Raw genomic sequence first — 26,869 nt, 5'->3', positions numbered from 1 at the left:
TGCTGGGGTGCTTAGCTCAGCGGTAGAGCGTCTCCTTTACACGGAGAGGGTCGGGGGTTCGAAACCCTCAGCACCCACCAGGCACCGCAGTAGAAAGTTTGAAATGCGGAGCGGTAGTTCAGCTGGTTAGAATGCTGGCCTGTCACGCCGGAGGTCGCGGGTTCGAGTCCCGTCCGCTCCGCCAGTTTCAACGAGGCCCCTGAGCGATCGGGGGCCTTGTTTTCTGCGACGATCCAGATCGTGGTGGAAGGCAGCAGAAGGTTTAAGTGCGGAGCGGTAGTTCAGCTGGTTAGAATGCTGGCCTGTCACGCCGGAGGTCGCGGGTTCGAGTCCCGTCCGCTCCGCCAGTTACAAAAAATCCTCGAAAAGCAGCATATCGGGGTGGGTTTTCTGAATATCTTCGGATATAATGAGCGCCTGCAAAGTTTTAAGTGCGGAGCGGTAGTTCAGCTGGTTAGAATGCTGGCCTGTCACGCCGGAGGTCGCGGGTTCGAGTCCCGTCCGCTCCGCCAGTTACAAAAAATCCTCGAAAAGCAGCATATCGGGGTGGGTTTTCTGAATATCTTCGGATATAATGAGCGCCTGCAAAGTTTCAAGCGCGGAGCGGTAGTTCAGCTGGTTAGAATGCTGGCCTGTCACGCCGGAGGTCGCGGGTTCGAGTCCCGTCCGCTCCGCCAATTCTTGAAGGCCCCTGGTGAAAACCAGGGGCTTTTCTTTTGCCTGTCGCCCGCCCCTGTTGGGGAGCGGCGCGAAGCGGGGTACACTGCCGGATTCGCCAATCGGGCCTTGATTTCTCCCATGCTGCAGAAACTTCGCGACAAGACCTCGGGCTGGATCGTTACCGTGATCCTGGGCCTGCTGATGATCCCGTTCCTGTTCGTGATCGACTCCAGCTATCTGGGCGGTGTCGGTGCGCAGAACGTGGCCAAGGTGGCAGCGCCGCCGACCTGGTGGCGTTCGGCGCCGTCGTGGTGGCCGATGTCGTTCCTGTGGCAGCACCATGAGATCAGTGCACAGGACTTCCGTACCCGCTTCGAACAGGCACGCCAGCAGGCGCGCCAGCAGCAGGGCGAGAACTTCGACCCGCGCGAGTTCGAAAGCACCGAAAGCAAGCTGGCCGTGCTCGACCAGATGATCGACGAACAGGTCGTGCGCCTGGCCGGCGAGCAGTCCGGCATCGTCATCGGCGACGCCCTGGTGCGCGAGACCATCGCCTCCATTCCGGCGTTCATCGGCGCGGATGGCAAGTTCAGCCAGGACCAGTACCGCCTGGCGCTGAGCACCGGCAATCCGCCGCGCACGCCGGCCCAGTTCGAAGCGCTGGTGCGCGAGAACATCCAGCAGTCGGTCATTCCGACCGCACTGCAGAACTCCGGCTTCGTCACCAGTGCCGAAGCGACGCGCATGATGAACCTGCTGGGCGAAACCCGCGACGTGGAAATCGCCGCGCTGCCGGAACTGCCGGCCGACACCGCCGAAGTCACCGACGCACAGATCAAGCAGTGGTACGACAGCCACGGCAAGGATTTCCGCCAGCCGGAAACCGTGTCGCTGGAGTACGTGGAAATCAACGCCGCCAGCCTGCCGGCGGCCGCGCCGGCCGATGACGCGGCGCTGCGCAAGCGCTATGCCGACGAGAAGGCACGCTTTGCCACGCCCGAAGCGCGCCAGGCGTCGCACATCCTGATCGCCGCCGACGGCAGCGACCCGGCCAAGCTCAAGGCCGCCGAAGAGAAGGCCACCGCGCTGGCTGCACAGGCCAAGGCGCCGGGCGCCGATTTCGCGGCGCTGGCCAAGGCCAATTCGGACGACACCGGCTCCAAGGGCACCGGTGGCGACCTCGGCTGGGTGGAGCGTGGCGCCATGGTCAAGCCGTTCGAAGACGCGCTGTTCGCGATGAAGGCGGGCGAGGTCAGCGCACCGGTCAAGACCGAGTTCGGTTACCACGTGCTGCAGCTGCGCGAGATCAAGGGTGGCCAGGAGCGTCCGTTCGAAGAAGTGCGCGACCAGCTGGCTGCCGAGCAGCTCAAGGCCGACACCGAAGGCGCGTTCTCCGAACTCAGTGGCCGCCTGGTCGACGAGGTCTACAAGAACCCGACCTCGCTCAAGAGCGCGGCCGACACGGTGAAGCTGCCGGTGCAGACCATCGGTCCGTTCAGCCGTGCCACCGCCAGCGGCATTGCCGCCAATCCGGCGGTGCTGCGTGCGGCGTTCTCCGACGTGCTGGTCCAGGACGGAACCGTCAGCGACCCGATCTCGCTCGCGCCGGACCACAGCGTGCTGATCCGCGTCACCGACCACAGCCCGGAACAGGCGCTGCCGCTGGACAAAGCGCGCGACCAGGTGATCGCCGCGATCCGCGCCGACCGTACCCGCCAGGCCTCGGAGAAGGCCGCTGACGCGCTGCTGGCCAAGCTCAAGGCCGGTCAGACCCTGCAGGCGCTGGCGGCTGAAGAAAAGCTGCAGCTCAGCCCGCTGCCGGGCCTGCCGCGCACCCAGCCGGTGCCGACCCCGGAAATCAACAAGGCCGTGTTCGCCGCCCCGACGCCGACCGAAGGCAAGCCGAGCTACGGCAAGGTCGCCGTGCAGGACCGCTACGTGGTGTTCGCGGTCAACAAGGTGAGCCCGCCGAACCTGGCCGAAGTGCCGGCCGAGCAGCAGAAGCAGTTCCGCGACCAGCTCGACCAGGTCGACGGCATGGCTGCGGCCAAGGACTTCGTCCAGGCCCTGCGCAAGAGTTACAAAGTGCAGGTCGAGGAAGCAAACCTGTAAGCATCACGTCGCGCCGGGCTCTGCCCGGCCCACGGAAACAAGGAAGGCCCGGCAATGCCGGGCCTTCTGCGTTCTACGTGATCGTAATCGCGCTTCAATCCTCTACGCGCAGGACCGCCCCGGGCTTCAACACACTGCTGCCACTGAGGTTGTTCAACGACAGCAGCGCCTTCAACGGCATCCCGTACCGCTTCGCAATCGTCCACGCCGACTCGCCATTACGCACCGTATGTCGGCGCGCACGCGGGCGGTCCGCACTGGCCACCGTCCGGCTTGCCGTCAGCGCATCGGAACGCGGGCTGACCGTGTCGGCCACCGGCGCTTCCACCTGGGCCACCCTCACCGAGCTATCGGCCGGCGCATGCGTCGCCGGGGCCAGGACCGTCACCTGCCCACTGGGACGTCCCTTGCCGCTGGCCAGGGCCGGGTTGAGCCGGGCGATACGGGCAGGATCCAGGGCGCGCTGTGCGGCCCATTGCTGCACGCTGGTGCCGGCCGGCAGGGTGTGGCCCTTCAGCACCGGCACGGTGCGGTCCAGCGAGGCCATCACGCCGGGCGAGGTTTCAGCGTCTTCCAGCACGCACGCCAGCGCGTGCAGCTTCTCGACATACGCGTAGGTGATCGGCGACAGCCCCGGCAGTGCCTGCGGGCGCGCGTTCTGCGCGTTCATGCCTGCCTTGCGCAGCGACTGCAGCACGCGGTACTCGCCCGCGTTGTAGGCCATGGTGGCCAGGCGCCAGTCGCCGCCGAACATGCCGTGCAGGGTCTTGAGATAGCGCACCGCGGCCTGGGTGGAATCGGCGGCCGAGAGGCGACCGTCGTAGCCGCTGGTCATCTGCACGCGGTGGTTCTTCGCGGTGCTGGCAATGAACTGCCACAGCCCGGCCGGGCCACTGCCGTTGCGGGCATTGGGCCGGTAGCCGCTTTCCACGAACGGGATCAGTGCGAATTCGGTGGGCAGGTCGGCCTTGCGCAGTTCTTCGACCACGTAGCCGAACAGCACCAGCGCATCGTCATCCTGGTTGGCCAGGCGCGACGGCGCATGTGCGAACTGCTTCTGCCAGCGCGGGCTGGTGGCTTCGGCATCGCAGGTCGGTTCGGCCAGGCCCTCGCGGAAGCTGGCGAAGATGTCCTGGCCGTTGCGGACCGAAGCGGGGGGCAGGGCAGCCGGATCCAGTGGCAGCTGCGAAAGCCCGGCCACGTTCTGCGACATTCCTGCACTCAACGACTGGGCGCCCGCAGTGCCGGCCAGGGCGATCGCCAGGCCGGCCGCGAGCGGCAACCATCGCCGACTCATGTTCGGAATCCGTCTTTCCAGCCCCTCAGACCCGCCAGGACATCGACTTCATCGGTAACGGGGCGGCCGAGGTGCTGGCTTACCGCAGCACGGACGGCGGGGGTATCGGTACGCAGGAACGGATTGCATTCCAGCTCGCTGGCCAGTGCAACGGGCAGCGTGGGGCGTTCATCGCGGCGCATGGCCAGGGCCTCCTCTTGGCGTCGCGCGAGCGCGGCGTTGGCGGGGTCGACATGCCGCGCGAAGACGGCATTTGACACGGTGTACTCATGCCCGCAGCACATCAACAGGTGCGGCGGCAGGGACGCCAGCTTCTTCAGGGATGCCAGAAGCTGGGGCGGCGTACCTTCGAACATGCGTCCACACCCCAGGCTGAACAGCGTATCGCCACTGAAAAGATGTTCAGCAGTGTGAAACGCGACATGCGAACGGGTGTGTCCGGGCACGGATACTACGTCGATCTCCAGCCCCAGTGCCTGAACGCGTTCACCCCCGGCGACCCGCTGGGTGGCCATCGGAATGCGCGGATCGTCAGGGGCCAGCACCGCAAGCCCGGGATACCGGGCCTGCAGCTCGGCCACCCCGCCGATGTGGTCGTCGTGGTGGTGGGTCAACAGAACGGTGTGTGGGCGCCAGTTCTGCTGCGTTGCCGCAGCCAGCACCGGAGAGGCCTGGCCGGGGTCGACCACGATCGCGCGGCCGTCGTCGGCGACCAGCGCCCAGATGTAGTTGTCCGCGAATGCGGGTAGGGCAGTCAGTCGCATAGAATTGGACCATGCCCGCCGCGCCGAGCCTCCGTCAAGCTTCTGTCGCATCCTGGTTTGATACTGAACCGGCGCAGGTGCTGCGCGAGCTGGAGCGGCAGGCGCTGGAGCCGGCCTTGGCGTCGCACCCGGTGACTCCGTGGCTGTGGATCGCGCCGACCCCGTCGTGGCACAAGGGGGGGGAGCTGCCGGGGCAGGGCATGCGTCTGTACCGCACCGCGCGGGGCTACACCGGCGATGTCACCTGCGCGCTGCCGCTGCCGTTCCCCAGCGAAAGCGTCAACGCGATCGTGCTGCAGCACGTGACCGCACGCGATGCCGAGCAGCTGATCGCCGAATGCGAGCGGGTGCTGATGCCGGGCGGGCGCCTGTGGCTGTCCACGCTCAACCCGTTCAGCCCGTTCCGCCGCCAGTGGCGCCACCACGGGCTGGTGGTGCGCACCCCGCAGCGGCTGCGGCATACCCTGGAGCAGGCCGGGCTGGCCTGCGACGCGCTGGACTGGCTGGGCCCGATGTGGCGCGACCAGGCACCGGGCCGGCGCAGCGTCGCGGCGTTGCGCGCGGCGTGCCTGTTCTCTGCCGAAAAACGCACCCTGGCCCTGCCAGGACCCAAGCCACTGCCGGTACGCCGCTGGCACGGTACCGTGGCGACCTGATCTGGAGTTGTATTGAAAACCATTGAAATCCACACCGACGGTTCCTGCCTGGGCAATCCCGGTCCGGGCGGCTGGGCCGCGTTGATGCGCTACAAGGGCCACGAGCGCGAGCTCAGCGGCGGCGAAGCGCACACCACCAACAACCGGATGGAACTGATGGCGGCCATTTCCGGCCTGGAAGCGCTGACCGAGCCGTGCGAGATCGTGCTGTTCACCGACTCCCAGTATGTGCGCCAGGGCCTGACCCAGTGGCTGCCGGGCTGGCTCCGCAAGAACTGGAAGACCGCCGGCGGCGACCCGGTCAAGAACCGCGACCTGTGGGAGCGCCTGCACGCGGCCACGCAGAAGCACAGCATCGACTGGCGCTGGGTGAAGGGGCATTCCGGCGACCCGGACAACGAGCGGGTGGACACGCTGGCGCGCGACGCCGCGATCCGTATCCGCGCCGGCGGCCCGGTACACTGAGCGCATGCGTCAGATCATCCTCGACACCGAAACCACCGGCCTGGAATGGCGCAAGGGCAACCGCATCGTCGAAATCGGCTGTGTGGAACTGCTTGAGCGCCGCCCGAGCGGCAACAACTACCACCAGTACCTCAAGCCCGACTGCGAGTTCGAACAGGGCGCGCAGGAAGTCACCGGCCTGACCCTGGAGTTCCTGGCCGACAAGCCGGCGTTCGCGCAGGTGGCCGAGGAGTTCCTCGCCTACATCGACGGCGCCGAGCTCATCATCCACAACGCGGCGTTCGACCTGGGCTTCCTGGATTACGAGCTGTCGCTGCTGGGCGACCAGTACGGGAAGATCACCGACCGCTGCACGGTCATCGACACCCTTAAGATGGCGCGCGAGCGCTATCCGGGGCAGCGCAATTCGCTGGACGCCCTGTGCAAGCGGCTGGGCGTGGACAACGCGCACCGCCAGCTGCATGGCGGCCTGCTCGATGCCCAGATCCTGGGCGATGTGTACATCGCGCTGACTTCGGGCCAGGAGGAAATCGGCTTCGGTTCTGCCGACGACGTCCGTCCCGGCAGTGCACAGGCGCAGGCGTTCGACACCAGCCGCCTGCTGCCGCGCCCGCGCGTGGTCGCCACCGCCTCGGAGCTGGAAGCGCACGACGCGCGCCTGGCCAAGCTGCGCAAGAAGGCCGGCCACGCGATCTGGGACGGCCCGAAGGTGGAAGAAGCCGTAGCCTGATCCTGTAGTGCCGGCCGCTGGCCGGCAACCCCCTAATTCAATGGCAACGCACAAGAATCGCCGTGATGTTGTCCGACCCACCGCCATCCAGCGCGGCCGCCACCAGCGTGTCCACGCATTCCTGCGCACTGGCGTCGTCGTAGGCCAGGGTGCGGGCGATGTCCTTGTCCTCGACCTCTTCGGTCAGTCCGTCGCTGCACAGCAGCAGCTGCATGCCCGGGCGTAGTTCGCCGGTGGTCGTGGCGACGTTCAGGTGCGCCGGGTCGGTCACCCCCAGCGCCTGGGTCACCACGTTGCGGTGCGGGTGGGCGCGGGCCTGTTCAGCGGTCAGGTTGCCCTGGGCGACCATTTCCTGGACCACGCTGTGGTCCTGGCTGAGCTGGGCCAGGCTGCCGTCGCGCCACAGGTAGGCGCGGCTGTCGCCGACCCAGGCCACTTCGTAACGGTTGCCCTGCACGCGCGCGGCGACCACGGTGGTGCCCATCGGCAGGCTGTCGTTGCGGCGGCGCGACGTGCGGATGATTTCCTCGTCGGCCACCCGGATCGCGTGCGCCAGGGTGGCGCCCTGGCGGATCTCGCGCACGATGGTTTCGCGCGCCAGTGCGCTGGCCACCTCGCCACAGGCGTGCCCGCCCATGCCGTCGGCCACCAGCCACAGTGCCAGTTCGCCGTCCCCGTAGTAGGTGTCCTCATTGAGGTCACGGCGCAGGCCAGGGTGGGTCAGGTGTCCGAATTCGATCATGGTCGCGCGCAGGCCAGGGAGTGTATTGCTGAGGGATAACGGCATGATCGCGGCCCTGCGGACATCCGGCAAGGCATCGATACAGAAGAAATTCATCGGCAACGGCGGAATGGCTTGCCGTCGGCGCGTCCTCACCGTATTATTCGCTCCCCGGTTCGCCGGGGACCATCTGGAGAGGTGGCAGAGCGGTTGAATGTACCTGACTCGAAATCAGGCAGGCGTTTATAGCGCCTCGGGGGTTCGAATCCCCCCCTCTCCGCCAGACACGCAAAAAAGGCCGCCCTTTGGGTNGGTCGCGGGTTCGAGTCCCGTCCGCTCCGCCAATTCTTGAAGGCCCCTGGTGAAAACCAGGGGCTTTTCTTTTGCCTGTCGCCCGCCCCTGTTGGGGAGCGGCGCGAAGCGGGGTACACTGCCGGATTCGCCAATCGGGCCTTGATTTCTCCCATGCTGCAGAAACTTCGCGACAAGACCTCGGGCTGGATCGTTACCGTGATCCTGGGCCTGCTGATGATCCCGTTCCTGTTCGTGATCGACTCCAGCTATCTGGGCGGTGTCGGTGCGCAGAACGTGGCCAAGGTGGCAGCGCCGCCGACCTGGTGGCGTTCGGCGCCGTCGTGGTGGCCGATGTCGTTCCTGTGGCAGCACCATGAGATCAGTGCACAGGACTTCCGTACCCGCTTCGAACAGGCACGCCAGCAGGCGCGCCAGCAGCAGGGCGAGAACTTCGACCCGCGCGAGTTCGAAAGCACCGAAAGCAAGCTGGCCGTGCTCGACCAGATGATCGACGAACAGGTCGTGCGCCTGGCCGGCGAGCAGTCCGGCATCGTCATCGGCGACGCCCTGGTGCGCGAGACCATCGCCTCCATTCCGGCGTTCATCGGCGCGGATGGCAAGTTCAGCCAGGACCAGTACCGCCTGGCGCTGAGCACCGGCAATCCGCCGCGCACGCCGGCCCAGTTCGAAGCGCTGGTGCGCGAGAACATCCAGCAGTCGGTCATTCCGACCGCACTGCAGAACTCCGGCTTCGTCACCAGTGCCGAAGCGACGCGCATGATGAACCTGCTGGGCGAAACCCGCGACGTGGAAATCGCCGCGCTGCCGGAACTGCCGGCCGACACCGCCGAAGTCACCGACGCACAGATCAAGCAGTGGTACGACAGCCACGGCAAGGATTTCCGCCAGCCGGAAACCGTGTCGCTGGAGTACGTGGAAATCAACGCCGCCAGCCTGCCGGCGGCCGCGCCGGCCGATGACGCGGCGCTGCGCAAGCGCTATGCCGACGAGAAGGCACGCTTTGCCACGCCCGAAGCGCGCCAGGCGTCGCACATCCTGATCGCCGCCGACGGCAGCGACCCGGCCAAGCTCAAGGCCGCCGAAGAGAAGGCCACCGCGCTGGCTGCACAGGCCAAGGCGCCGGGCGCCGATTTCGCGGCGCTGGCCAAGGCCAATTCGGACGACACCGGCTCCAAGGGCACCGGTGGCGACCTCGGCTGGGTGGAGCGTGGCGCCATGGTCAAGCCGTTCGAAGACGCGCTGTTCGCGATGAAGGCGGGCGAGGTCAGCGCACCGGTCAAGACCGAGTTCGGTTACCACGTGCTGCAGCTGCGCGAGATCAAGGGTGGCCAGGAGCGTCCGTTCGAAGAAGTGCGCGACCAGCTGGCTGCCGAGCAGCTCAAGGCCGACACCGAAGGCGCGTTCTCCGAACTCAGTGGCCGCCTGGTCGACGAGGTCTACAAGAACCCGACCTCGCTCAAGAGCGCGGCCGACACGGTGAAGCTGCCGGTGCAGACCATCGGTCCGTTCAGCCGTGCCACCGCCAGCGGCATTGCCGCCAATCCGGCGGTGCTGCGTGCGGCGTTCTCCGACGTGCTGGTCCAGGACGGAACCGTCAGCGACCCGATCTCGCTCGCGCCGGACCACAGCGTGCTGATCCGCGTCACCGACCACAGCCCGGAACAGGCGCTGCCGCTGGACAAAGCGCGCGACCAGGTGATCGCCGCGATCCGCGCCGACCGTACCCGCCAGGCCTCGGAGAAGGCCGCTGACGCGCTGCTGGCCAAGCTCAAGGCCGGTCAGACCCTGCAGGCGCTGGCGGCTGAAGAAAAGCTGCAGCTCAGCCCGCTGCCGGGCCTGCCGCGCACCCAGCCGGTGCCGACCCCGGAAATCAACAAGGCCGTGTTCGCCGCCCCGACGCCGACCGAAGGCAAGCCGAGCTACGGCAAGGTCGCCGTGCAGGACCGCTACGTGGTGTTCGCGGTCAACAAGGTGAGCCCGCCGAACCTGGCCGAAGTGCCGGCCGAGCAGCAGAAGCAGTTCCGCGACCAGCTCGACCAGGTCGACGGCATGGCTGCGGCCAAGGACTTCGTCCAGGCCCTGCGCAAGAGTTACAAAGTGCAGGTCGAGGAAGCAAACCTGTAAGCATCACGTCGCGCCGGGCTCTGCCCGGCCCACGGAAACAAGGAAGGCCCGGCAATGCCGGGCCTTCTGCGTTCTACGTGATCGTAATCGCGCTTCAATCCTCTACGCGCAGGACCGCCCCGGGCTTCAACACACTGCTGCCACTGAGGTTGTTCAACGACAGCAGCGCCTTCAACGGCATCCCGTACCGCTTCGCAATCGTCCACGCCGACTCGCCATTACGCACCGTATGTCGGCGCGCACGCGGGCGGTCCGCACTGGCCACCGTCCGGCTTGCCGTCAGCGCATCGGAACGCGGGCTGACCGTGTCGGCCACCGGCGCTTCCACCTGGGCCACCCTCACCGAGCTATCGGCCGGCGCATGCGTCGCCGGGGCCAGGACCGTCACCTGCCCACTGGGACGTCCCTTGCCGCTGGCCAGGGCCGGGTTGAGCCGGGCGATACGGGCAGGATCCAGGGCGCGCTGTGCGGCCCATTGCTGCACGCTGGTGCCGGCCGGCAGGGTGTGGCCCTTCAGCACCGGCACGGTGCGGTCCAGCGAGGCCATCACGCCGGGCGAGGTTTCAGCGTCTTCCAGCACGCACGCCAGCGCGTGCAGCTTCTCGACATACGCGTAGGTGATCGGCGACAGCCCCGGCAGTGCCTGCGGGCGCGCGTTCTGCGCGTTCATGCCTGCCTTGCGCAGCGACTGCAGCACGCGGTACTCGCCCGCGTTGTAGGCCATGGTGGCCAGGCGCCAGTCGCCGCCGAACATGCCGTGCAGGGTCTTGAGATAGCGCACCGCGGCCTGGGTGGAATCGGCGGCCGAGAGGCGACCGTCGTAGCCGCTGGTCATCTGCACGCGGTGGTTCTTCGCGGTGCTGGCAATGAACTGCCACAGCCCGGCCGGGCCACTGCCGTTGCGGGCATTGGGCCGGTAGCCGCTTTCCACGAACGGGATCAGTGCGAATTCGGTGGGCAGGTCGGCCTTGCGCAGTTCTTCGACCACGTAGCCGAACAGCACCAGCGCATCGTCATCCTGGTTGGCCAGGCGCGACGGCGCATGTGCGAACTGCTTCTGCCAGCGCGGGCTGGTGGCTTCGGCATCGCAGGTCGGTTCGGCCAGGCCCTCGCGGAAGCTGGCGAAGATGTCCTGGCCGTTGCGGACCGAAGCGGGGGGCAGGGCAGCCGGATCCAGTGGCAGCTGCGAAAGCCCGGCCACGTTCTGCGACATTCCTGCACTCAACGACTGGGCGCCCGCAGTGCCGGCCAGGGCGATCGCCAGGCCGGCCGCGAGCGGCAACCATCGCCGACTCATGTTCGGAATCCGTCTTTCCAGCCCCTCAGACCCGCCAGGACATCGACTTCATCGGTAACGGGGCGGCCGAGGTGCTGGCTTACCGCAGCACGGACGGCGGGGGTATCGGTACGCAGGAACGGATTGCATTCCAGCTCGCTGGCCAGTGCAACGGGCAGCGTGGGGCGTTCATCGCGGCGCATGGCCAGGGCCTCCTCTTGGCGTCGCGCGAGCGCGGCGTTGGCGGGGTCGACATGCCGCGCGAAGACGGCATTTGACACGGTGTACTCATGCCCGCAGCACATCAACAGGTGCGGCGGCAGGGACGCCAGCTTCTTCAGGGATGCCAGAAGCTGGGGCGGCGTACCTTCGAACATGCGTCCACACCCCAGGCTGAACAGCGTATCGCCACTGAAAAGATGTTCAGCAGTGTGAAACGCGACATGCGAACGGGTGTGTCCGGGCACGGATACTACGTCGATCTCCAGCCCCAGTGCCTGAACGCGTTCACCCCCGGCGACCCGCTGGGTGGCCATCGGAATGCGCGGATCGTCAGGGGCCAGCACCGCAAGCCCGGGATACCGGGCCTGCAGCTCGGCCACCCCGCCGATGTGGTCGTCGTGGTGGTGGGTCAACAGAACGGTGTGTGGGCGCCAGTTCTGCTGCGTTGCCGCAGCCAGCACCGGAGAGGCCTGGCCGGGGTCGACCACGATCGCGCGGCCGTCGTCGGCGACCAGCGCCCAGATGTAGTTGTCCGCGAATGCGGGTAGGGCAGTCAGTCGCATAGAATTGGACCATGCCCGCCGCGCCGAGCCTCCGTCAAGCTTCTGTCGCATCCTGGTTTGATACTGAACCGGCGCAGGTGCTGCGCGAGCTGGAGCGGCAGGCGCTGGAGCCGGCCTTGGCGTCGCACCCGGTGACTCCGTGGCTGTGGATCGCGCCGACCCCGTCGTGGCACAAGGGGGGGGAGCTGCCGGGGCAGGGCATGCGTCTGTACCGCACCGCGCGGGGCTACACCGGCGATGTCACCTGCGCGCTGCCGCTGCCGTTCCCCAGCGAAAGCGTCAACGCGATCGTGCTGCAGCACGTGACCGCACGCGATGCCGAGCAGCTGATCGCCGAATGCGAGCGGGTGCTGATGCCGGGCGGGCGCCTGTGGCTGTCCACGCTCAACCCGTTCAGCCCGTTCCGCCGCCAGTGGCGCCACCACGGGCTGGTGGTGCGCACCCCGCAGCGGCTGCGGCATACCCTGGAGCAGGCCGGGCTGGCCTGCGACGCGCTGGACTGGCTGGGCCCGATGTGGCGCGACCAGGCACCGGGCCGGCGCAGCGTCGCGGCGTTGCGCGCGGCGTGCCTGTTCTCTGCCGAAAAACGCACCCTGGCCCTGCCAGGACCCAAGCCACTGCCGGTACGCCGCTGGCACGGTACCGTGGCGACCTGATCTGGAGTTGTATTGAAAACCATTGAAATCCACACCGACGGTTCCTGCCTGGGCAATCCCGGTCCGGGCGGCTGGGCCGCGTTGATGCGCTACAAGGGCCACGAGCGCGAGCTCAGCGGCGGCGAAGCGCACACCACCAACAACCGGATGGAACTGATGGCGGCCATTTCCGGCCTGGAAGCGCTGACCGAGCCGTGCGAGATCGTGCTGTTCACCGACTCCCAGTATGTGCGCCAGGGCCTGACCCAGTGGCTGCCGGGCTGGCTCCGCAAGAACTGGAAGACCGCCGGCGGCGACCCGGTCAAGAACCGCGACCTGTGGGAGCGCCTGCACGCGGCCACGCAGAAGCACAGCATCGACTGGCGCTGGGTGAAGGGGCATTCCGGCGACCCGGACAACGAGCGGGTGGACACGCTGGCGCGCGACGCCGCGATCCGTATCCGCGCCGGCGGCCCGGTACACTGAGCGCATGCGTCAGATCATCCTCGACACCGAAACCACCGGCCTGGAATGGCGCAAGGGCAACCGCATCGTCGAAATCGGCTGTGTGGAACTGCTTGAGCGCCGCCCGAGCGGCAACAACTACCACCAGTACCTCAAGCCCGACTGCGAGTTCGAACAGGGCGCGCAGGAAGTCACCGGCCTGACCCTGGAGTTCCTGGCCGACAAGCCGGCGTTCGCGCAGGTGGCCGAGGAGTTCCTCGCCTACATCGACGGCGCCGAGCTCATCATCCACAACGCGGCGTTCGACCTGGGCTTCCTGGATTACGAGCTGTCGCTGCTGGGCGACCAGTACGGGAAGATCACCGACCGCTGCACGGTCATCGACACCCTTAAGATGGCGCGCGAGCGCTATCCGGGGCAGCGCAATTCGCTGGACGCCCTGTGCAAGCGGCTGGGCGTGGACAACGCGCACCGCCAGCTGCATGGCGGCCTGCTCGATGCCCAGATCCTGGGCGATGTGTACATCGCGCTGACTTCGGGCCAGGAGGAAATCGGCTTCGGTTCTGCCGACGACGTCCGTCCCGGCAGTGCACAGGCGCAGGCGTTCGACACCAGCCGCCTGCTGCCGCGCCCGCGCGTGGTCGCCACCGCCTCGGAGCTGGAAGCGCACGACGCGCGCCTGGCCAAGCTGCGCAAGAAGGCCGGCCACGCGATCTGGGACGGCCCGAAGGTGGAAGAAGCCGTAGCCTGATCCTGTAGTGCCGGCCGCTGGCCGGCAACCCCCTAATTCAATGGCAACGCACAAGAATCGCCGTGATGTTGTCCGACCCACCGCCATCCAGCGCGGCCGCCACCAGCGTGTCCACGCATTCCTGCGCACTGGCGTCGTCGTAGGCCAGGGTGCGGGCGATGTCCTTGTCCTCGACCTCTTCGGTCAGTCCGTCGCTGCACAGCAGCAGCTGCATGCCCGGGCGTAGTTCGCCGGTGGTCGTGGCGACGTTCAGGTGCGCCGGGTCGGTCACCCCCAGCGCCTGGGTCACCACGTTGCGGTGCGGGTGGGCGCGGGCCTGTTCAGCGGTCAGGTTGCCCTGGGCGACCATTTCCTGGACCACGCTGTGGTCCTGGCTGAGCTGGGCCAGGCTGCCGTCGCGCCACAGGTAGGCGCGGCTGTCGCCGACCCAGGCCACTTCGTAACGGTTGCCCTGCACGCGCGCGGCGACCACGGTGGTGCCCATCGGCAGGCTGTCGTTGCGGCGGCGCGACGTGCGGATGATTTCCTCGTCGGCCACCCGGATCGCGTGCGCCAGGGTGGCGCCCTGGCGGATCTCGCGCACGATGGTTTCGCGCGCCAGTGCGCTGGCCACCTCGCCACAGGCGTGCCCGCCCATGCCGTCGGCCACCAGCCACAGTGCCAGTTCGCCGTCCCCGTAGTAGGTGTCCTCATTGAGGTCACGGCGCAGGCCAGGGTGGGTCAGGTGTCCGAATTCGATCATGGTCGCGCGCAGGCCAGGGAGTGTATTGCTGAGGGATAACGGCATGATCGCGGCCCTGCGGACATCCGGCAAGGCATCGATACAGAAGAAATTCATCGGCAACGGCGGAATGGCTTGCCGTCGGCGCGTCCTCACCGTATTATTCGCTCCCCGGTTCGCCGGGGACCATCTGGAGAGGTGGCAGAGCGGTTGAATGTACCTGACTCGAAATCAGGCAGGCGTTTATAGCGCCTCGGGGGTTCGAATCCCCCCCTCTCCGCCAGACACGCAAAAAAGGCCGCCCTTTGGGTGGCCTTTTTTGCGTGTCTGGCGGAGAGGGGGGGATTGCAACGGCGCTGCGCGCCGTTGCCCCCGCATGCTTCCTCTCCCCGCCCCTGTCGGGGCAGCCCCTCAACAGAGGGGCTTGTTTCTTTGGGTGGGGCGCGAATGCACATCGTTGCTGATGCGCTGCCCGGTAGAGCCACGCCCTGCGTGGCTGATTTGCCCGGTAAACTCATTGCATTCCACTCAACGGCCACCCCCATGACCGCAGAAATTTCGGTTCCCGTCTCCTTTGGTGAGCTGCTCGACAAGATCTCGATCCTGCAGATCAAGTCGGAGCGCATCAGCGATCCGGCCAAGCTGGCCAACATCCGTGCCGAGTTGAGTGCGCTGGAGAAGACCTGGATGGCGCATCCGGCCGGGGTCAAGGACATCGCCAAGCTGCGCGCTGAGCTCAAGGACATCAATGAGAAGCTCTGGGATATCGAGGACAACATCCGCCTGAAGGACCAGGCCGGGGAATTCGATGCGGACTTCGTCGCGCTGGCACGCAGTGTCTATCTGAACAACGATGAGCGGGCGCGGATCAAGAAGGATCTCAATGGCGCGCTCGGGTCGCTGTTCGTGGAAGAGAAGTCGTACAAGCACGCCAAGTGATGGCGTGAGGGGCCCGGCACGTTACCGGGTCGCCTGGTCCGCTACGTAGCGCTCGAAGGCGGCGATGCCGTCTTCCACGGTGATCAGCTGCATCACGTCGTCGAACTCGATCTTGGTGCCCCACTTGAGTTCGTCGGCCGGCTTGCCCAGGAACTTGCGCGCCGCGTCGTCGTAGCGGTCCACGCAGTAGCGGCGGTCCGAGTAGGGGCCGCTGCGGTGAGGGTTGCTGGCGGCATGCAGGCCCAGCACCTTGGCGCCCATCGCGTTGGCGATGTGCATCGGCCCCGAGTCGGGGGTCATCACCAGCGCGGCGCGGGCGAGAAGGGCGGGCAGCTGCTTCAGCGTGTCCTTGCCCACCAGGTCCAGCGCCGGGGTCGCCAGCAGGGCCTGGATGGCGTCGGCCATGCCGCGCTCCAGCTCGCTGCGGCCACCGCACAGCACCACCCGCCAGCCGCGCGCCACCGCATGGTTGGCCACTGCCGCATAGCGGTCGGCGTACCAGTTGCGGCGCACGTGGCTGGAACACGGCGAGATCATCAGCACCGGCCGGCCGTCGTCCTGCCACTGTGCCTGTGCCCACTCCACCGCCGCCGGTGGCACCGCCAGGTCCCAGCTGACGGTGGTCTGGCGGATGCCCAGCGGCTCGCCGAAGCTGCCGATCGCGTCCAGTACGTGGATGCCCGGGCGGTCGGGAATGCGTTCGTTGATGAAAAGCCCATGCAGGTCCTTCGAGCGCGCCTTGTCGTAGCCGATCCGGCGCACCGCCGGCACGAAGGCCGACAGCACGTTGGCGCGGAAGGCCACCTGCATCTGCAGCAGCGCCTCGAAGCGGCCCGGCGGCAGCTCGGCGCGCAGGGCGCGCATGCCGGCCAAACCGGTCTTCTTGTCGTAGGCATGGAATACGACGCCCGGCAGGCCGTCGAGCAGCTTGTGCCCGACCTTGTCGATGATCCAGTGCAGTTCAACGCCCGGCCGTGCCTGCTGCAGGGTCCGCACCAGCGGCACCACGTGGGTGACGTCGCCCAGCGCGGACAAACGCAAAAGACACAAGGAAGAGGACGCTGATGCCATGGTGTTGTTAGACTCGAAGGAATGGTCGCATTCGACGCCACTGAAGCACTGACGCCCTGCCGCGACGGACGCGGTATGGGGGCCATTCTGTTCGACCGCGAACGCCTGCGGCAAGCCGACATGAGCCTGTTCTCGCCTGCCCACTGGGGCGAACGGGCGCGGCCGGTGGGCGAGGGCGGCCGTGGCGGGGCCTTTTTCGTCGACGCGCCGTTCGGGCATTGCGTGCTGCGCCAGTACCTGCGCGGCGGCATGGCAGCCAAACTGAGCCACGACCAGTACCTGTGGCGCGGGGCCAACCGCACCCGCAGCTTCGCCGAGTTCCGCCTGATGCGTGCCCTGCGCGCGCTCAAGCTGCCGGTGCCGCAGCCCATCGCCGCGTTCTACATGCGCGACGGCCTGCGTTACCGCGCCGCGATCCTGATGGAACGGCTGGAAGGCGTGCGTTCGCTGGCCGACCGCGCGCTGGTGGCGGGGCGGGGCGCACCCTGGGAAGAGACCGGCCGGCTGATCGCGCGCTTCCACCGCGCCGGCCTGGACCATGCCGACCTCAACGCCCACAACATCCTGTTCGACGCCAACGGCCACGGCTGGCTGATCGACTTCGACCGCGGCGTTCAGCGCATCCCGGCCACCGCCTGGCGCGAGCGCAATCTCAAGCGCCTGCACCGTTCGCTGGTCAAGCTGCGCGGTGAGCGCAGCCACGAAGACGTCGAAAAAGACTTCGCGCGGCTGCGTCGCGCCTACGACCTGGCCTGGAACCGGGGGTACTGATGGACTGGTCGCTGCGGTTCATGGGGGTCGGCAACGCGTCGGCCGTCCAGCTTGGTTCGCCGATGGCGGTGATCGAGCGCGCGGGCCAGCCGTGGCTGACCATCGACTGTGGCGGCGAAGGCCTCACCGCATTCCTGGCGCAGTACGGGCGCATGCCCGACGCCCTGTTCGTCACCCACGTGCACCTGGACCACGTGGCCGGCTTCGAGCGGCTGTTCGTGGACGCGTATTTTTCGCCGGAACGTCGTGGCCGCATCCGCGTCTACGTGCCGGCGACGGTAGTGCCGCTGCTGCACCGGCGCGTGGCCGACTACCCGAACGTGCTGGCCGAAGGCGGCGCCAACTTCTGGGACGCGTTCCAGCTGATCGTGGTCGGCGATGCGTTCTGGCATGACGGCGTGCGCCTGGAAGTGTTCCCGGTGCGCCACCACTGGCCGGAAACCGCCTACGGCCTGCGCCTGCAGGGCGCGCTGGTGTGGAGCGGCGACACCCGCCCGATTCCGGAAATGCTGGCGCGCTTCGCGGCCGACAACGAACTGATCGCGCACGACTGCGGCCTGCACGGCAACCCGTCGCATACCGGCGTGGACGATCTGGAGCGGGAGTATTCGCCCGAACTGCAGGCGCGGATGATGCTCTACCACTATGCCAGCGAGGCCGATGGCGACGCACTGCGCGCGCGCGGACATCGCGTGGCGGTGCCGGGCGAGTGCGTCGTCCTGGCTACCCCGACCGCACCGACGCCAACGGCATAACCGCCCCCTGAAACGGGTGACGGCCCCGCCGGCTGACCTCGGCGCCCGCGTCGATCGATACCGTTGCTGCCTTCCGGCCCTGGCGGGATTTTCGACCTAGCGTCGCGAGGGGCCGACGGGGCCGCCATAGAGACGTTGCACCGAAGTGCAGTCCACTAGTGTATCAGCAAACCCACGCCGACTAGAACCCGCGTAGCGACACGCCACGCGTCTCCCACGCACCGCCTGAATCCCCCGTATCCCACACCGCCCCAAAACGCCCCCCACCCACCCCAATTGCTAGAATCGGCACCACACGTAGAGCGGGGCTCTGCCCCGCTGCACGCGTAATCCGGAGGACGGCCTCCCCCATATCGGGCAACAATCACCAGGACGACCTGGCCCCATAAGGAGGGCCCCATGGCCTGGATCTATCTACTCGTTGCCGGTGTACTGGAAGTCGTTTGGGCGTTCTCGATGAAGCAATCCGAGGGCTTCACCCGGCTCACCCCGTCCCTGATCACCTTCGCCACCATGGCCGCCAGCTTCTGGCTGCTTTCGCTGGCCATGCGCAGCCTGCCGCTCGGCACCGCCTACACCATCTGGACCGGCATCGGCGCGGTCGGCGCCTTCATCGTCGGCATCATCTTCCTCGGCGAGCAGGTCAGCGCGCTGCGGATCGGCGCCGCGGTGCTGATCGTCAGCGGGCTGGTGCTGATGAAGGTGTCGAGCAGCTGATGCAACGCTGAAAAAACCGAGCGCAATCTACGGTCGGGTTGGTTCCCAAAAGACGCGGTGCATGGATGCACGCGTGGCACCGTCGCGGAACGGTGCCCGCAGCGCAGGCAGGCCCGTTCGCTGCGGGATTCCCGTGCGGGCCACGTCGATCCCCCGTCCGGTGCTTCTCGTCCCCCGACTCTCCGCCGGGCAAACGCAAAAAGGCCGCCCGAAGGCGGCCTTTTTGCGTTTGTCTGGCGGAGAGAGGGGGATTCGAACCCCCGAAGCGCGGTTTAGACGCTTACACACTTTCCAGGCGTGCTCCTTCAACCACTCGGACACCTCTCCGGACCTGCTGCGAACCCGCTGCAGGGGCGCAGATTCTAGCCGGGGAACGTGCGATGCACAAGCACCTTCACGCAGGGGCAGGGGGGCTGGACAGGCGTGGCACAATGGACGTCCCGATGAAGACGGTGGCCTGATGTCCTATCTCGTCCTTGCCCGCAAGTGGCGTCCGAAGCGTTTTGCCGAGCTGGTGGGCCAGGAACACGTGGTCCGTGCGCTCAGCAATGCGCTGGACAGCGGCCGGGTGCACCATGCGTTCCTGTTTACCGGCACCCGCGGGGTTGGCAAGACCACCATCGCGCGTATTTTCGCCAAGTCGCTGAACTGCGAGCAGGGCACCAGCGCCGACCCGTGCGGCCAGTGCCCGGCCTGCCTGGATATCGACTCCGGGCGCTATATCGACCTGCTGGAAATCGACGCCGCGTCCAATACCGGCGTGGACGATGTCCGTGAGGTGATCGAAAACGCCCAGTACATGCCCTCGCGCGGCAAGTACAAGGTCTACCTGATCGACGAAGTGCACATGCTCTCCAAGGCGGCATTCAATGCGCTGCTGAAGACGCTGGAAGAGCCGCCGGAACACGTGAAGTTCCTGCTGGCCACCACCGACCCGCAGAAGCTGCCGGTGACGGTGCTGTCGCGCTGCCTGCAGTTCAACCTGAAGCGCCTGGACGAGGACCAGATCCAGGGCCAGATGACCCGCATCCTCACCGCGGAAGAGATCGAGTCCGATCCGACCGCGATCGTGCAGCTGGCCAAGGCCGCCGACGGCAGCCTGCGCGACGGCCTGTCGCTGCTGGACCAGGCCATCGCCTATGCCGGCGGCGCGCTGCGTGAAGACGTGGTGCGGGCCATGCTGGGCACGGTCGACCGTACCCAGGTGGCGGCGATGCTGGACGCGCTGGCCGACGGCGACGGCGTACGCCTGCTGCAGGTGGTGGCCGCGCTGGCCGAGTTCTCGCCCGACTGGAGCGGGGTGCTGGAAGCACTGGCCGAGGCCCTGCACCGGATCCAGGTGCAGCAGCTGGTGCCGGGCGCGCAGGCCGACGGCGAGGGCATCGATGCTGCCGCCTTTGCCTTGCGCCTGCGCCCGGAAGTGGTCCAGCTCTGGTACCAGATGGCCTTGGGCGGCCGCCGCGACCTGCACCTGGCGCCGAGCCCGCGCGCCGGCTTTGAAATGGCGGTGCTGCGCATGCTCGCGTTCCGCCCGGCCGCCGCCGTGCCGCCGGTGCCGCGTGATCCGGGTGCCGGTACCGACGCGGGCGCCGGCTCGCGCGGGAGCGAGCAGGGCGGCCTCGCCGCTGCGCCGGCTGCCGTGGCGGCGCCAGTCGCTGTGCCTGCACCGGTGGCCGCCGCAGCGCCCGTCGTTGCGCCTGCAATGGCGGTGGCGCCTCTCGCGCCGACCCCTGCACCGGTCGTGCCGAAACCGACACCTGCATCGATGGTCGAAGCGGCCGCCGATGACGACCTGCCGCCGTGGCACCAGGCCGGCGCCGACGAGCGCGACGAGGCCCTGGCGGTGGAGCTGGCCAGCCCCGACGCGGCCATGGCTGCGCCGTGGGAAGCGCCGCCGGTGCGGCCGGCAGCGCCGGGCCCCGCCGCAGTGCCTGCGCCGCCGCAGCGCCCGCAGGGCATTTCCCTGACGCCCGCGTCGGCGAGCGCCCCGTCTGCCCCGCAGGGCGGCACGGTCGCCCTGACCTCGGCCGAAACCTGGCTGGAGCTGGTCGCCCAGAGCCAGCTGAATGGTCCCTCCCGGCAGCTCGCCGCGCACGCGGCGTTCGTCGGATTCCAGCACGGTGTCTTGAAACTGGCGGTATCGCCCGGATTTGAGTACCTGTGTTCGGACCGATCGCTGGCGGCCCTGACCGAGGCGCTGTCTGGCCCGCTCGGAACGACCCCGAAGATCGTGATCGAACATGGCAACGCCGAGGCCGAAACGCTGCACCAGCGATCCGACCGCCAGCGTGGCGAACGACAGCAGGCGGCCGAAGCCGCCTTCATGGCCGACCCGTCGGTGCAGCTGCTGATCCAGCAGCATGGCGCGCGGGTCGTGACCGATTCCATCCGTCCTTTTGAAGAGTAAGACGACATGCGCGGCAACATCGCCCAACTGATGCAGCAGGCCCAGAAGATGCAGGAAAACCTGCAGAAGGCCCAGGAAGAACTCGCCAAGCTGGAAGTCACCGGCACCGCCGGCGGCGGCATGGTCAGCGTGACCCTGACCGGCGCCAAGGAGTGCCGCAAGGTGCGTATCGACCCGTCGATCCTGGCCGATGCGGAAATGACCGAAGACCTGGTGGCGGCCGCGTTCAACGACGCCTCCAACAAGATCGACGCCGAATCCAAGAACCGCATGGGCTCGGCCACCGCCGGCATGCAGCTGCCGCCCGGCATGAAGCTGCCGTTCTAAGCGTGAGCCTGCCCCTGCTCGAGCAGCTGATCGAGGCCTTCCGGGTCCTGCCGGGGGTCGGCCAGAAGACCGCCCAGCGCATGGCTTACCACGTGCTCGAACGCGAGCGCGCCGGTGGCCAGAAGCTGGCCGAGGTGCTGGCCAAGGCGATCGAACGCATTGGCCACTGCGCGCAGTGCCGCGACTTCAGCGAAACCGAGGTCTGCGCGGTGTGCGCCAACGGCAGCCGCGAGCGCCAGCAGCTGTGCGCGGTGGAATCGCCGGCCGACCGCCTGGCGATCGAAACCGCCACCGGCTTCCGCGGTGTCTACTTCGTCCTGCAGGGGCGGTTGTCCCCGCTCGACGGGGTAGGCCCGCGCGAACTCGGGCTGGACCAGCTGGAGGCGCGCCTGGGGCAGGGCGAGGTGCAGGAACTGATCATCGCCACCAGCGCTACCGTTGAAGGCGAAGCGACCGCGCACTACCTGGCGCAGCTGGCCCGCGCCCACAAGGTGCGGCCGAGCCGGCTGGCGCAGGGCCTGCCGCTGGGCGGCGAGTTGGAGTATGTGGATCGCGGCACGTTGTCGCATGCATTCGGTAGCCGTACCGAAGTCGAATGACGAGGGAACTCATGAGCCAGGACACCCTGTTCGGAAAGATCATCCGCCGCGAGATTCCGGCCACCATCGTCTATGAGGACGATGAGGTGCTGGGCTTCAAGGACATCGCGCCGCAGGCGCCGGTGCACGTGCTGTTCATTCCGAAGAACGACGCCATTCCCACCCTCGATGACGTGCAGCCCTCGCAGGCGCACCTGATCGGCAAGCTGGCGATGGCGGCGGCCGAATACGCCCGCCGCGAAGGTTTCGCGCAGGACGGCTACCGCATCGTGATGAACTGCCGCGAGCATGCCGGGCAGACGGTGTTCCATATCCACCTGCATCTGTTGGCAGGGGCGCAGCTGGGCCACTTCGGCACCTGAAAAAAAACGCCGCTGGAAAGCGGCGTTTTTTTCTGAATCGTTTACCACCAGCCCCAGCCGCGGTAGCCCCAGCCCGGACCCCAACCCGGGCCCCACGGGCCGTACGGGTAGACCGGCACCACATCGACCTGGCGCTGTTCCGGCCACAGGTAGATCACGTCGGCTTCCAGCTTCGGCAGGCGGTAGTCGTAATCGCCGATGCGGGTGTTTTCGTAGCCGGCGATCTTGCCGATGAAGGTCACGTCACGGCCTTCCTCGAACACGGCCGGGTCGTAGAAGCCGGCGCGGCAGGCCACGAAGCGGCCGTCGCTGGCGTCGTTGGACGAGGTGTTCGGGCGGCCGCTGCCGTTGAGCGGGCGCGACAGCAGCTGGAAGCAGGTCTGGCCCTGGCCCGGCGTGGTTTCGATGATGCGGCCGCCCCAGCGCACCGGCGTACCGACCTGCTGGGTGGCGACCGAATCGCGCGGGCTGACCACGCTGAACTGTCCCTGCAGCGGTTTGGGGGCCGTGGCACAGGCGGCCAGCGCCAGCGACGCGGCAAGGGGAAGCAGGATCTTGGCGTTCATGATGTTGCTCCAGTGGACGGGCGATGCCTGTGCAGGTCACGCACGAGAGAAGGGTCGAGCTTTGCGCCAGCGTAGCGCGCCTGAACGAAACGCTGGCTGAGCGAAATCAGCGCCGGGTCGGGGCGCTGCCGGTGGACGCGCTGCGCCCAGTCCGTGGCGGTTTCTGCAGGTTCCCTGGCCAGGTCATGCCGCGCGTAACGCCGCCCCAGCCGGTGCCAGGCCCGCAACAGCGGATCGCGCTCGCGCTCCCCGCGGGCCAGCAGCCATGCCATCCAGCCTAGCGCAGCGCCTGCGAAGGCAATGAAAATGCCGATCAGTTGCGCGGGCTCAAGTTTGTCGACGCCCAGCGGGCGAAGCAGCTGCTGCTGGCGGTTGGCGTCGAACGACAGCACCAGGTCGTTCCAGCCGCGGCGGAGGAAGTCCCCGACCTGTCCCAGTTGCAGCCAGCGGCCTTCGAGGGTCGTGCCGGCGCCGCTGCCCAGGCGGTCTTCCAGGGTGTCGTAGATGCGTTCCGGCGCCACCGCGGCGGTGGGGTCCACCCGCACCCAGCCGCGTTGCGGCAGCCACACTTCGGCCCAGGCGTGCGCGTCCATCCGGCGTACCACGAAGTACCCGCCGTACGGGTTGCGCTGGCCGCCGGCGAAGCCGGTCACCACCCGCGCCGGAATGCCGGCATTGCGCATCAGCACCACGAACGACGAACTGAAGTGCTGGCAGTAGCCGGCCTGCTGGTCGAACAGGAACTCATCCACGCTGTCCCGTCCCGGCGCCTCGGTGGAGAGGGTGTAGGCGAACGTTGAGCGCACCCACTCCAATGCGCGCGACACGATGGCGGCATCGTTGTCGCCCGCATCCTGGCGCCACTGCCGGGCCAGCGCCGCCGTGCGCGGATTGAAGCCGGGCGGCAGCTGCAACGCGACCTGTCGCTGGAAGGTGGTAAGCGGTTCGATGTAGCGGGCCGCCGGCGCCGACTGCAGGCGCCAGCGGGTCAGCGATGAAAGGCTCTGGGTGCTGCGCAGGCTGTAGTCGGCGCCGAGCATGGCGCCGGCCGGCGCGTGCAGCGGCAGGTCCAGTGCCACCAGTTGCCGACGATCGGTGGGTTCGTAGTCGATCTGGTATTCCCACTGCGGCGCCGCGCGGGTCACCGGCGCGGGCGGGCGGCGGTCGCTGTAGGGATCGCGCTCCCAGCGGCGGCCGTCGAAGTGGGTCATTACCGGGCCGCGCCAGTAGCGCTGTTCCGGGGCCGGCACGGCGCCGAAGAAGGTCACCCGCAAGGCCGGTGCATCGTCGGCCATCAGGTCCAGCCACTCCGACGGGTCCATGCGGTCGGACAGGCCGGGCTTGCCCACTGCGCGCTCGGGCAGGCCCCACAGCGGCTCGCTGAGGCGCGGGAACAACCAGAACGCGGCGAGCGCCAGCGGCAGGCCCAGCGCGAGCAGCCGACCGACGCCGCGCAGCTGGCCGCGCAACGGTGCGTTCGGTGCCCCGCCTTCGGCGCGCGCCAGTCGCTGCAGGGTCAGCAGGGTGGCCAGCGCGGCCAGCACGGCCAGGCCCATGGTCAACGGGCCCTGGTCGAGCAGGAACGCTGCGAACGGCGCGAACAGGGCAAAGCCGAGCAGGCTGCGCGCGTCGCGAAGGCTGCGCAGTTCGCTGGACTTGAGCGCCAGCATCGCCGCCAGCAACGCGCAGCCGGTGTCGCGACCGGGGCGGGCGCCCAGCTGCCAGTACACCGCCGCCAACATGCCCAGGACCAGCAGCACCCGCACCGGTACCGGCAGCACGCGCGGGCCCGAGGCCAATGCAGTGATCACCGCAACCACGGCGAACACGCCGGCCAGCAGCGGCGGCAACTGCAGCAGCAGCGGGAGCAGGGCCAATGCCCCGCTGGCCAGGGTCCAGCGCCGGGCGGCAGGCGCGAGCAGGGACGCAGGAAGGTCAGCCATGGGGCATCAGCGCGAGGGCGCGTTGGCAGAGGTGGTGGTGGCTGCTGCCCTGGCCGGGGCCCAGTTCGGGCTGGCCGGGCAGCTTCAGGGTGTAGCGGCGGCCTTCGCGTTCGGCCAGGTCGACCCAGCGCGCCAGCCGCGCGATGCGCGCTTCGCCGGGCAGCGGCGCGAGCTGTCGCCAGTCGAGCAGGATGTCCACGCCGACCGGCTTTTCATACTCGCGTACCAGCAGGGTGTCGCGGCGTGCCGAATGTTTCCAGGCGATGCTGCGCGGCGCATCGCCGGCGCGGTACGGGCGCAGCTGGTGCAGCTCATCGCCGCTTGCATGCACGCGCGTGTGCAGGGGATCGCCATCGCCTTGGGGAAGTGGCGGTGCCTGCGTTTCGGGCGCGGCATAGACCAGCAGCGGCGCGTCCGGCCACACCCACGACCACGCGCGCACCAGGCCCAGCGGCTGCGTGGTCGACAGACGGATGCGCTCCAGGTCGAGCCAGCCCCGTCGTTCGGTGGGAAGCGGCAGGTCGACTTCGATCTGGTCGGTGTCCACCAGGTGTCCGTAAGCGTCCGCATTACCCAGCGAGACCACCAGGCCACGGCGTGCACGGGTGTCGGCCCGCGACAGGTTGATGCGCAGTCGCATCGTGGCGCCGGCTACCACCGGCTCGGCCGACACCGCGTCGATCTGCAGGCCGGACAACTGCAGGTGCGCACTGAAAGTACTGGCGATGGCCACCGCCGCCAGCAGCAGGGCCAGCAGCAGGGCGGGATTGTTGTTGTAGTTCAACGCACCGAGCAGCATCGCGCCGAGCAGCACGGTGACGAACAGGCCGAAGCGGGTCGGCAGCACGTAGATGCGCCGCCGTCCCAGCCGCTGCGGCAGGCTTTCGGGCAGGCGCGGCCGCGTGAACGCGCGCGCGCTGTCCGACAGTACATGTTTCAGGCGGTCTCCCCAGCCGCTGCGCACTCAGTCCACCGCAACCGTCTGCAGGATGGCGCGGGCCAGTGCCGGTCCGCTGCTGGCCTCTGCTTCGGGCACCAGGCGGTGGCCGGCCACGGCAACGAACAGGGTCTGCACGTCTTCGGGCACCACGTGGGCGCGGCCCAGCAGCAGGGCATGCGCCTTGGCCGCGCGCAGCAGCGCCAGGCCTGCGCGTGGCGACAGACCGACCCGCACGCCGGCATGCTGGCGGCTGCGCGCCAGCAGCGACTGCACGTACTGGATGAGCGCTTCGCTGGCATGCACCTGGTTCACCGCATCGCGCAATGTACGCACCTGGTTGTCGTCCAGGCAGGCGGTGGCCTGTGCGATCAGGTGGCGGCGATCGGTGCCGCGCAGCAGTTCGCGCTCGGATTCCGGATTGGGATAGCCCAGCGCCAGCCGCAGCAGGAAGCGGTCCAGCTGCGAGTCGGGCAGCGGGAACGTGCCCGACAGGTCCACCGGATTCTGCGTGGCGATCACGAAGAACGGATCGGGCAGCGGGTGGGTCACGCCGTCCAGGGTGACCTGCTGCTCGGCCATGGCTTCGAGCAGCGCGCTCTGCGTACGGGGCGGTGCGCGGTTGATTTCGTCGGCCAGCAGCACGTGGGTGAAGACCGGGCCGGGGTGGAACTGGAACTGGCGCGTTGTGGCCTCGTAAACCGAGACGCCCAGCACATCTGCGGGCAGCAGGTCCGAGGTGAACTGCACGCGCTGGAAGCCAAGTCCCAGGCTGGAGGCCAGTGCGTGGGCGAGGGTGGTCTTGCCCAGGCCGGGCAGGTCTTCGATCAGCAGGTGGCCGCCGGAGAGCAGCGCAACGAACGCCAGCCGGACTTCATGGGCCTTGCCCAGCACCAGTCCGTTGACCTGGTCCTGTGCATTCTGCAAAGCCTGTCGCAGATCTTCGGGTAGCATGGCGGGCACGCGGGGCGAATTTTCCATGTCCGTCTCGTGTCGAT

Annotated in this window: 27 protein-coding genes, 8 tRNA genes and 1 other RNA gene; 23 read left to right on the top strand and 13 right to left on the bottom strand. The window is 68.0% G+C overall.

Annotation, left to right across the window (positions count from 1 at the left end):
- Positions 1-5 precede the first annotated feature (5 nt).
- The 6 genes from C2U58_RS01300 to C2U58_RS01275 all read left to right on the top strand — a co-directional run bounded on the left by C2U58_RS01300 (position 6) and on the right by C2U58_RS01275 (position 2,772).
- Positions 6-80 (top strand) — tRNA-Val (locus C2U58_RS01300).
- Positions 81-107: 27 nt separating this feature from the next.
- A tRNA-Asp gene (locus C2U58_RS01295) sits at positions 108-184 on the top strand.
- Between the two features lie 86 nt (positions 185-270).
- Positions 271-347 (top strand) — tRNA-Asp (locus C2U58_RS01290).
- An 88-nt stretch (positions 348-435) separates the two neighbouring features.
- Positions 436-512, top strand: a tRNA-Asp gene (locus C2U58_RS01285).
- An 88-nt stretch (positions 513-600) separates the two neighbouring features.
- Positions 601-677 (top strand) — tRNA-Asp (locus C2U58_RS01280).
- Between the two features lie 121 nt (positions 678-798).
- Complete coding sequence (locus C2U58_RS01275; RefSeq protein WP_102944204.1) at positions 799-2,772, top strand: peptidyl-prolyl cis-trans isomerase; 1,974 nt, start codon at positions 799-801, stop codon at positions 2,770-2,772.
- Positions 2,773-2,866: 94 nt separating this feature from the next.
- Here the strand turns inward: C2U58_RS01275 and C2U58_RS01270 are convergent, their stop codons facing one another.
- Complete coding sequence (locus tag C2U58_RS01270) at positions 2,867-4,069, bottom strand: lytic transglycosylase domain-containing protein (RefSeq protein ID WP_102944203.1); 1,203 nt, start codon at positions 4,067-4,069, stop codon at positions 2,867-2,869.
- Complete coding sequence (gene gloB, locus C2U58_RS01265; protein WP_102944202.1) at positions 4,066-4,833, bottom strand: hydroxyacylglutathione hydrolase; 768 nt, start codon at positions 4,831-4,833, stop codon at positions 4,066-4,068. The genes C2U58_RS01270 and gloB (C2U58_RS01265) overlap by 4 nt, the downstream gene beginning before the upstream one ends.
- 11 nt (positions 4,834-4,844) lie before the next feature.
- Between gloB (C2U58_RS01265) and C2U58_RS01260 the strand changes: the two genes are divergently transcribed.
- The 3 genes from C2U58_RS01260 to dnaQ (C2U58_RS01250) are packed head-to-tail and all read left to right on the top strand — an operon-like array spanning position 4,845 to position 6,684.
- Entirely contained in the window at positions 4,845-5,489 is a 645-nt protein-coding gene (locus tag C2U58_RS01260; RefSeq protein ID WP_102944201.1) for a methyltransferase domain-containing protein, read from the top strand.
- A gap of 12 nt (positions 5,490-5,501) precedes the next feature.
- Positions 5,502-5,954: a ribonuclease HI gene (gene rnhA, locus C2U58_RS01255; protein ID WP_102944200.1), complete on the top strand. Its 453-nt coding sequence runs from the start codon at positions 5,502-5,504 to the stop codon at positions 5,952-5,954.
- 4 nt (positions 5,955-5,958) lie between these two features.
- Complete coding sequence (gene dnaQ / locus C2U58_RS01250; protein WP_102944199.1) at positions 5,959-6,684, top strand: DNA polymerase III subunit epsilon; 726 nt, start codon at positions 5,959-5,961, stop codon at positions 6,682-6,684.
- 37 nt (positions 6,685-6,721) lie between these two features.
- Here the strand turns inward: dnaQ (C2U58_RS01250) and C2U58_RS01245 are convergent, their stop codons facing one another.
- Positions 6,722-7,426: a protein phosphatase 2C domain-containing protein gene (locus C2U58_RS01245; protein WP_070207962.1), complete on the bottom strand. Its 705-nt coding sequence runs from the start codon at positions 7,424-7,426 to the stop codon at positions 6,722-6,724.
- A gap of 171 nt (positions 7,427-7,597) precedes the next feature.
- On the opposite strand from C2U58_RS01245, the gene C2U58_RS01235 reads away from it, so the two are divergent.
- Together C2U58_RS01235 and C2U58_RS01230 are read left to right on the top strand one after the other, a co-directional pair.
- Positions 7,598-7,688: transfer RNA gene (locus C2U58_RS01235), tRNA-Ser, on the top strand.
- Between the two features lie 182 nt (positions 7,689-7,870).
- A complete protein-coding gene (locus C2U58_RS01230; RefSeq protein ID WP_102944204.1) occupies positions 7,871-9,844 on the top strand; it encodes a peptidyl-prolyl cis-trans isomerase in 1,974 nt (657 codons plus the stop codon).
- A gap of 94 nt (positions 9,845-9,938) precedes the next feature.
- On the opposite strand, the gene C2U58_RS01225 is transcribed toward C2U58_RS01230, so the two are convergent.
- On the bottom strand, positions 9,939-11,141 hold the full coding sequence (locus C2U58_RS01225) for a lytic transglycosylase domain-containing protein (RefSeq protein WP_102944203.1): 1,203 nt from the start codon (positions 11,139-11,141) through the stop codon (positions 9,939-9,941).
- Positions 11,138-11,905 (bottom strand): hydroxyacylglutathione hydrolase, encoded by a 768-nt coding sequence (gene gloB / locus C2U58_RS01220; protein WP_102944202.1) that lies wholly within the window; start codon positions 11,903-11,905, stop codon positions 11,138-11,140. The genes C2U58_RS01225 and gloB (C2U58_RS01220) overlap by 4 nt, the downstream gene beginning before the upstream one ends.
- Positions 11,906-11,916: 11 nt before the next feature.
- Here gloB (C2U58_RS01220) and C2U58_RS01215 point away from each other — a divergent pair, with 11 nt between their 5' ends.
- From C2U58_RS01215 to dnaQ (C2U58_RS01205), 3 genes are read left to right on the top strand one after another with little or no spacing between them, the layout of a single operon-like run.
- Entirely contained in the window at positions 11,917-12,561 is a 645-nt protein-coding gene (locus C2U58_RS01215) for a methyltransferase domain-containing protein (RefSeq protein ID WP_102944201.1), read from the top strand.
- Positions 12,562-12,573: 12 nt separating this feature from the next.
- Positions 12,574-13,026, top strand: coding sequence for a ribonuclease HI (rnhA, locus tag C2U58_RS01210; RefSeq protein ID WP_102944200.1), 453 nt, complete (start codon positions 12,574-12,576; stop codon positions 13,024-13,026).
- A 4-nt stretch (positions 13,027-13,030) separates the two neighbouring features.
- Complete coding sequence (dnaQ, locus tag C2U58_RS01205) at positions 13,031-13,756, top strand: DNA polymerase III subunit epsilon (protein WP_102944199.1); 726 nt, start codon at positions 13,031-13,033, stop codon at positions 13,754-13,756.
- Positions 13,757-13,793: 37 nt separating this feature from the next.
- Here dnaQ (C2U58_RS01205) and C2U58_RS01200 read toward each other — a convergent pair whose 3' ends face one another.
- Complete coding sequence (locus C2U58_RS01200; RefSeq protein WP_070207962.1) at positions 13,794-14,498, bottom strand: protein phosphatase 2C domain-containing protein; 705 nt, start codon at positions 14,496-14,498, stop codon at positions 13,794-13,796.
- Positions 14,499-14,669: 171 nt separating this feature from the next.
- Here C2U58_RS01200 and C2U58_RS01190 point away from each other — a divergent pair.
- Together C2U58_RS01190 and C2U58_RS01185 are read left to right on the top strand one after the other, a co-directional pair.
- A tRNA-Ser gene (locus tag C2U58_RS01190) sits at positions 14,670-14,760 on the top strand.
- Between the two features lie 260 nt (positions 14,761-15,020).
- Positions 15,021-15,416, top strand: a complete 396-nt coding sequence (locus C2U58_RS01185; protein ID WP_102944198.1) for a DUF6165 family protein — start codon at positions 15,021-15,023, stop codon at positions 15,414-15,416.
- A 21-nt stretch (positions 15,417-15,437) separates the two neighbouring features.
- Here C2U58_RS01185 and C2U58_RS01180 read toward each other — a convergent pair whose 3' ends face one another.
- The gene (locus C2U58_RS01180) at positions 15,438-16,487 is read right to left on the bottom strand and encodes a glycosyltransferase family 9 protein (protein ID WP_102944197.1); all 1,050 of its coding nucleotides are present in this window, start codon (positions 16,485-16,487) and stop codon (positions 15,438-15,440) included.
- Positions 16,488-16,508: 21 nt separating this feature from the next.
- Here C2U58_RS01180 and C2U58_RS01175 point away from each other — a divergent pair, with 21 nt between their 5' ends.
- Positions 16,509-17,258 (top strand): 3-deoxy-D-manno-octulosonic acid kinase, encoded by a 750-nt coding sequence (locus C2U58_RS01175; protein WP_070207959.1) that lies wholly within the window; start codon positions 16,509-16,511, stop codon positions 17,256-17,258.
- Positions 17,258-18,013, top strand: coding sequence for an MBL fold metallo-hydrolase (locus tag C2U58_RS01170; protein WP_102944196.1), 756 nt, complete (start codon positions 17,258-17,260; stop codon positions 18,011-18,013). Before C2U58_RS01175 ends, C2U58_RS01170 begins: the two co-directional genes overlap by 1 nt.
- A gap of 22 nt (positions 18,014-18,035) precedes the next feature.
- Here the strand turns inward: C2U58_RS01170 and ffs are convergent.
- Positions 18,036-18,132, bottom strand: an RNA gene (gene ffs / locus C2U58_RS01165) — signal recognition particle sRNA small type.
- 280 nt (positions 18,133-18,412) lie between these two features.
- Between ffs and C2U58_RS01160 the strand changes: the two genes are divergently transcribed.
- A complete protein-coding gene (locus tag C2U58_RS01160) occupies positions 18,413-18,730 on the top strand; it encodes a multidrug efflux SMR transporter (RefSeq protein WP_102944195.1) in 318 nt (105 codons plus the stop codon).
- A 234-nt stretch (positions 18,731-18,964) separates the two neighbouring features.
- On the opposite strand, the gene C2U58_RS01155 is transcribed toward C2U58_RS01160, so the two are convergent.
- Positions 18,965-19,057 (bottom strand) — tRNA-Ser (locus C2U58_RS01155).
- Between the two features lie 133 nt (positions 19,058-19,190).
- On the opposite strand from C2U58_RS01155, the gene dnaX reads away from it, so the two are divergent.
- Genes dnaX through C2U58_RS01135 form a run of 4 tightly spaced genes read left to right on the top strand, consistent with a single transcriptional unit; the run spans position 19,191 to position 22,425 of the window.
- A complete protein-coding gene (dnaX, locus tag C2U58_RS01150; protein WP_102944194.1) occupies positions 19,191-21,137 on the top strand; it encodes a DNA polymerase III subunit gamma/tau in 1,947 nt (648 codons plus the stop codon).
- Positions 21,138-21,143: 6 nt separating this feature from the next.
- Positions 21,144-21,464: a YbaB/EbfC family nucleoid-associated protein gene (locus C2U58_RS01145; RefSeq protein ID WP_102944193.1), complete on the top strand. Its 321-nt coding sequence runs from the start codon at positions 21,144-21,146 to the stop codon at positions 21,462-21,464.
- 2 nt (positions 21,465-21,466) lie between these two features.
- Positions 21,467-22,063 carry a recombination mediator RecR gene (gene recR / locus C2U58_RS01140; RefSeq protein ID WP_102944192.1) on the top strand — a complete coding sequence of 199 codons (597 nt, stop codon included), beginning with the start codon at positions 21,467-21,469 and terminating at the stop codon, positions 22,061-22,063.
- 11 nt (positions 22,064-22,074) lie between these two features.
- Positions 22,075-22,425, top strand: a complete 351-nt coding sequence (locus tag C2U58_RS01135) for a histidine triad nucleotide-binding protein (protein WP_102944191.1) — start codon at positions 22,075-22,077, stop codon at positions 22,423-22,425.
- A 41-nt stretch (positions 22,426-22,466) separates the two neighbouring features.
- Here C2U58_RS01135 and C2U58_RS01130 read toward each other — a convergent pair whose 3' ends face one another.
- From C2U58_RS01130 to C2U58_RS01115, 4 genes are read right to left on the bottom strand one after another with little or no spacing between them, the layout of a single operon-like run.
- Entirely contained in the window at positions 22,467-22,991 is a 525-nt protein-coding gene (locus tag C2U58_RS01130; protein WP_102944190.1) for a Slp family lipoprotein, read from the bottom strand.
- The gene (locus C2U58_RS01125; RefSeq protein WP_102944189.1) at positions 22,988-24,934 is read right to left on the bottom strand and encodes a transglutaminaseTgpA domain-containing protein; all 1,947 of its coding nucleotides are present in this window, start codon (positions 24,932-24,934) and stop codon (positions 22,988-22,990) included. The genes C2U58_RS01130 and C2U58_RS01125 overlap by 4 nt, the downstream gene beginning before the upstream one ends.
- Positions 24,927-25,874, bottom strand: a complete 948-nt coding sequence (locus tag C2U58_RS01120; RefSeq protein WP_102944273.1) for a DUF58 domain-containing protein — start codon at positions 25,872-25,874, stop codon at positions 24,927-24,929. The genes C2U58_RS01125 and C2U58_RS01120 overlap by 8 nt, the downstream gene beginning before the upstream one ends.
- 24 nt (positions 25,875-25,898) lie before the next feature.
- Complete coding sequence (locus tag C2U58_RS01115; protein ID WP_172448036.1) at positions 25,899-26,852, bottom strand: MoxR family ATPase; 954 nt, start codon at positions 26,850-26,852, stop codon at positions 25,899-25,901.
- Positions 26,853-26,869: the final 17 nt, after the last annotated feature.

The organism is Stenotrophomonas sp. VV52 (assembly GCF_002893095.1).
GTDB lineage: Bacteria > Pseudomonadota > Gammaproteobacteria > Xanthomonadales > Xanthomonadaceae > Stenotrophomonas > Stenotrophomonas aracearum.
The sequence above is the reverse complement of the archived record's forward strand: the minus strand, read 5'-3'. Positions and strand labels throughout refer to the sequence as shown.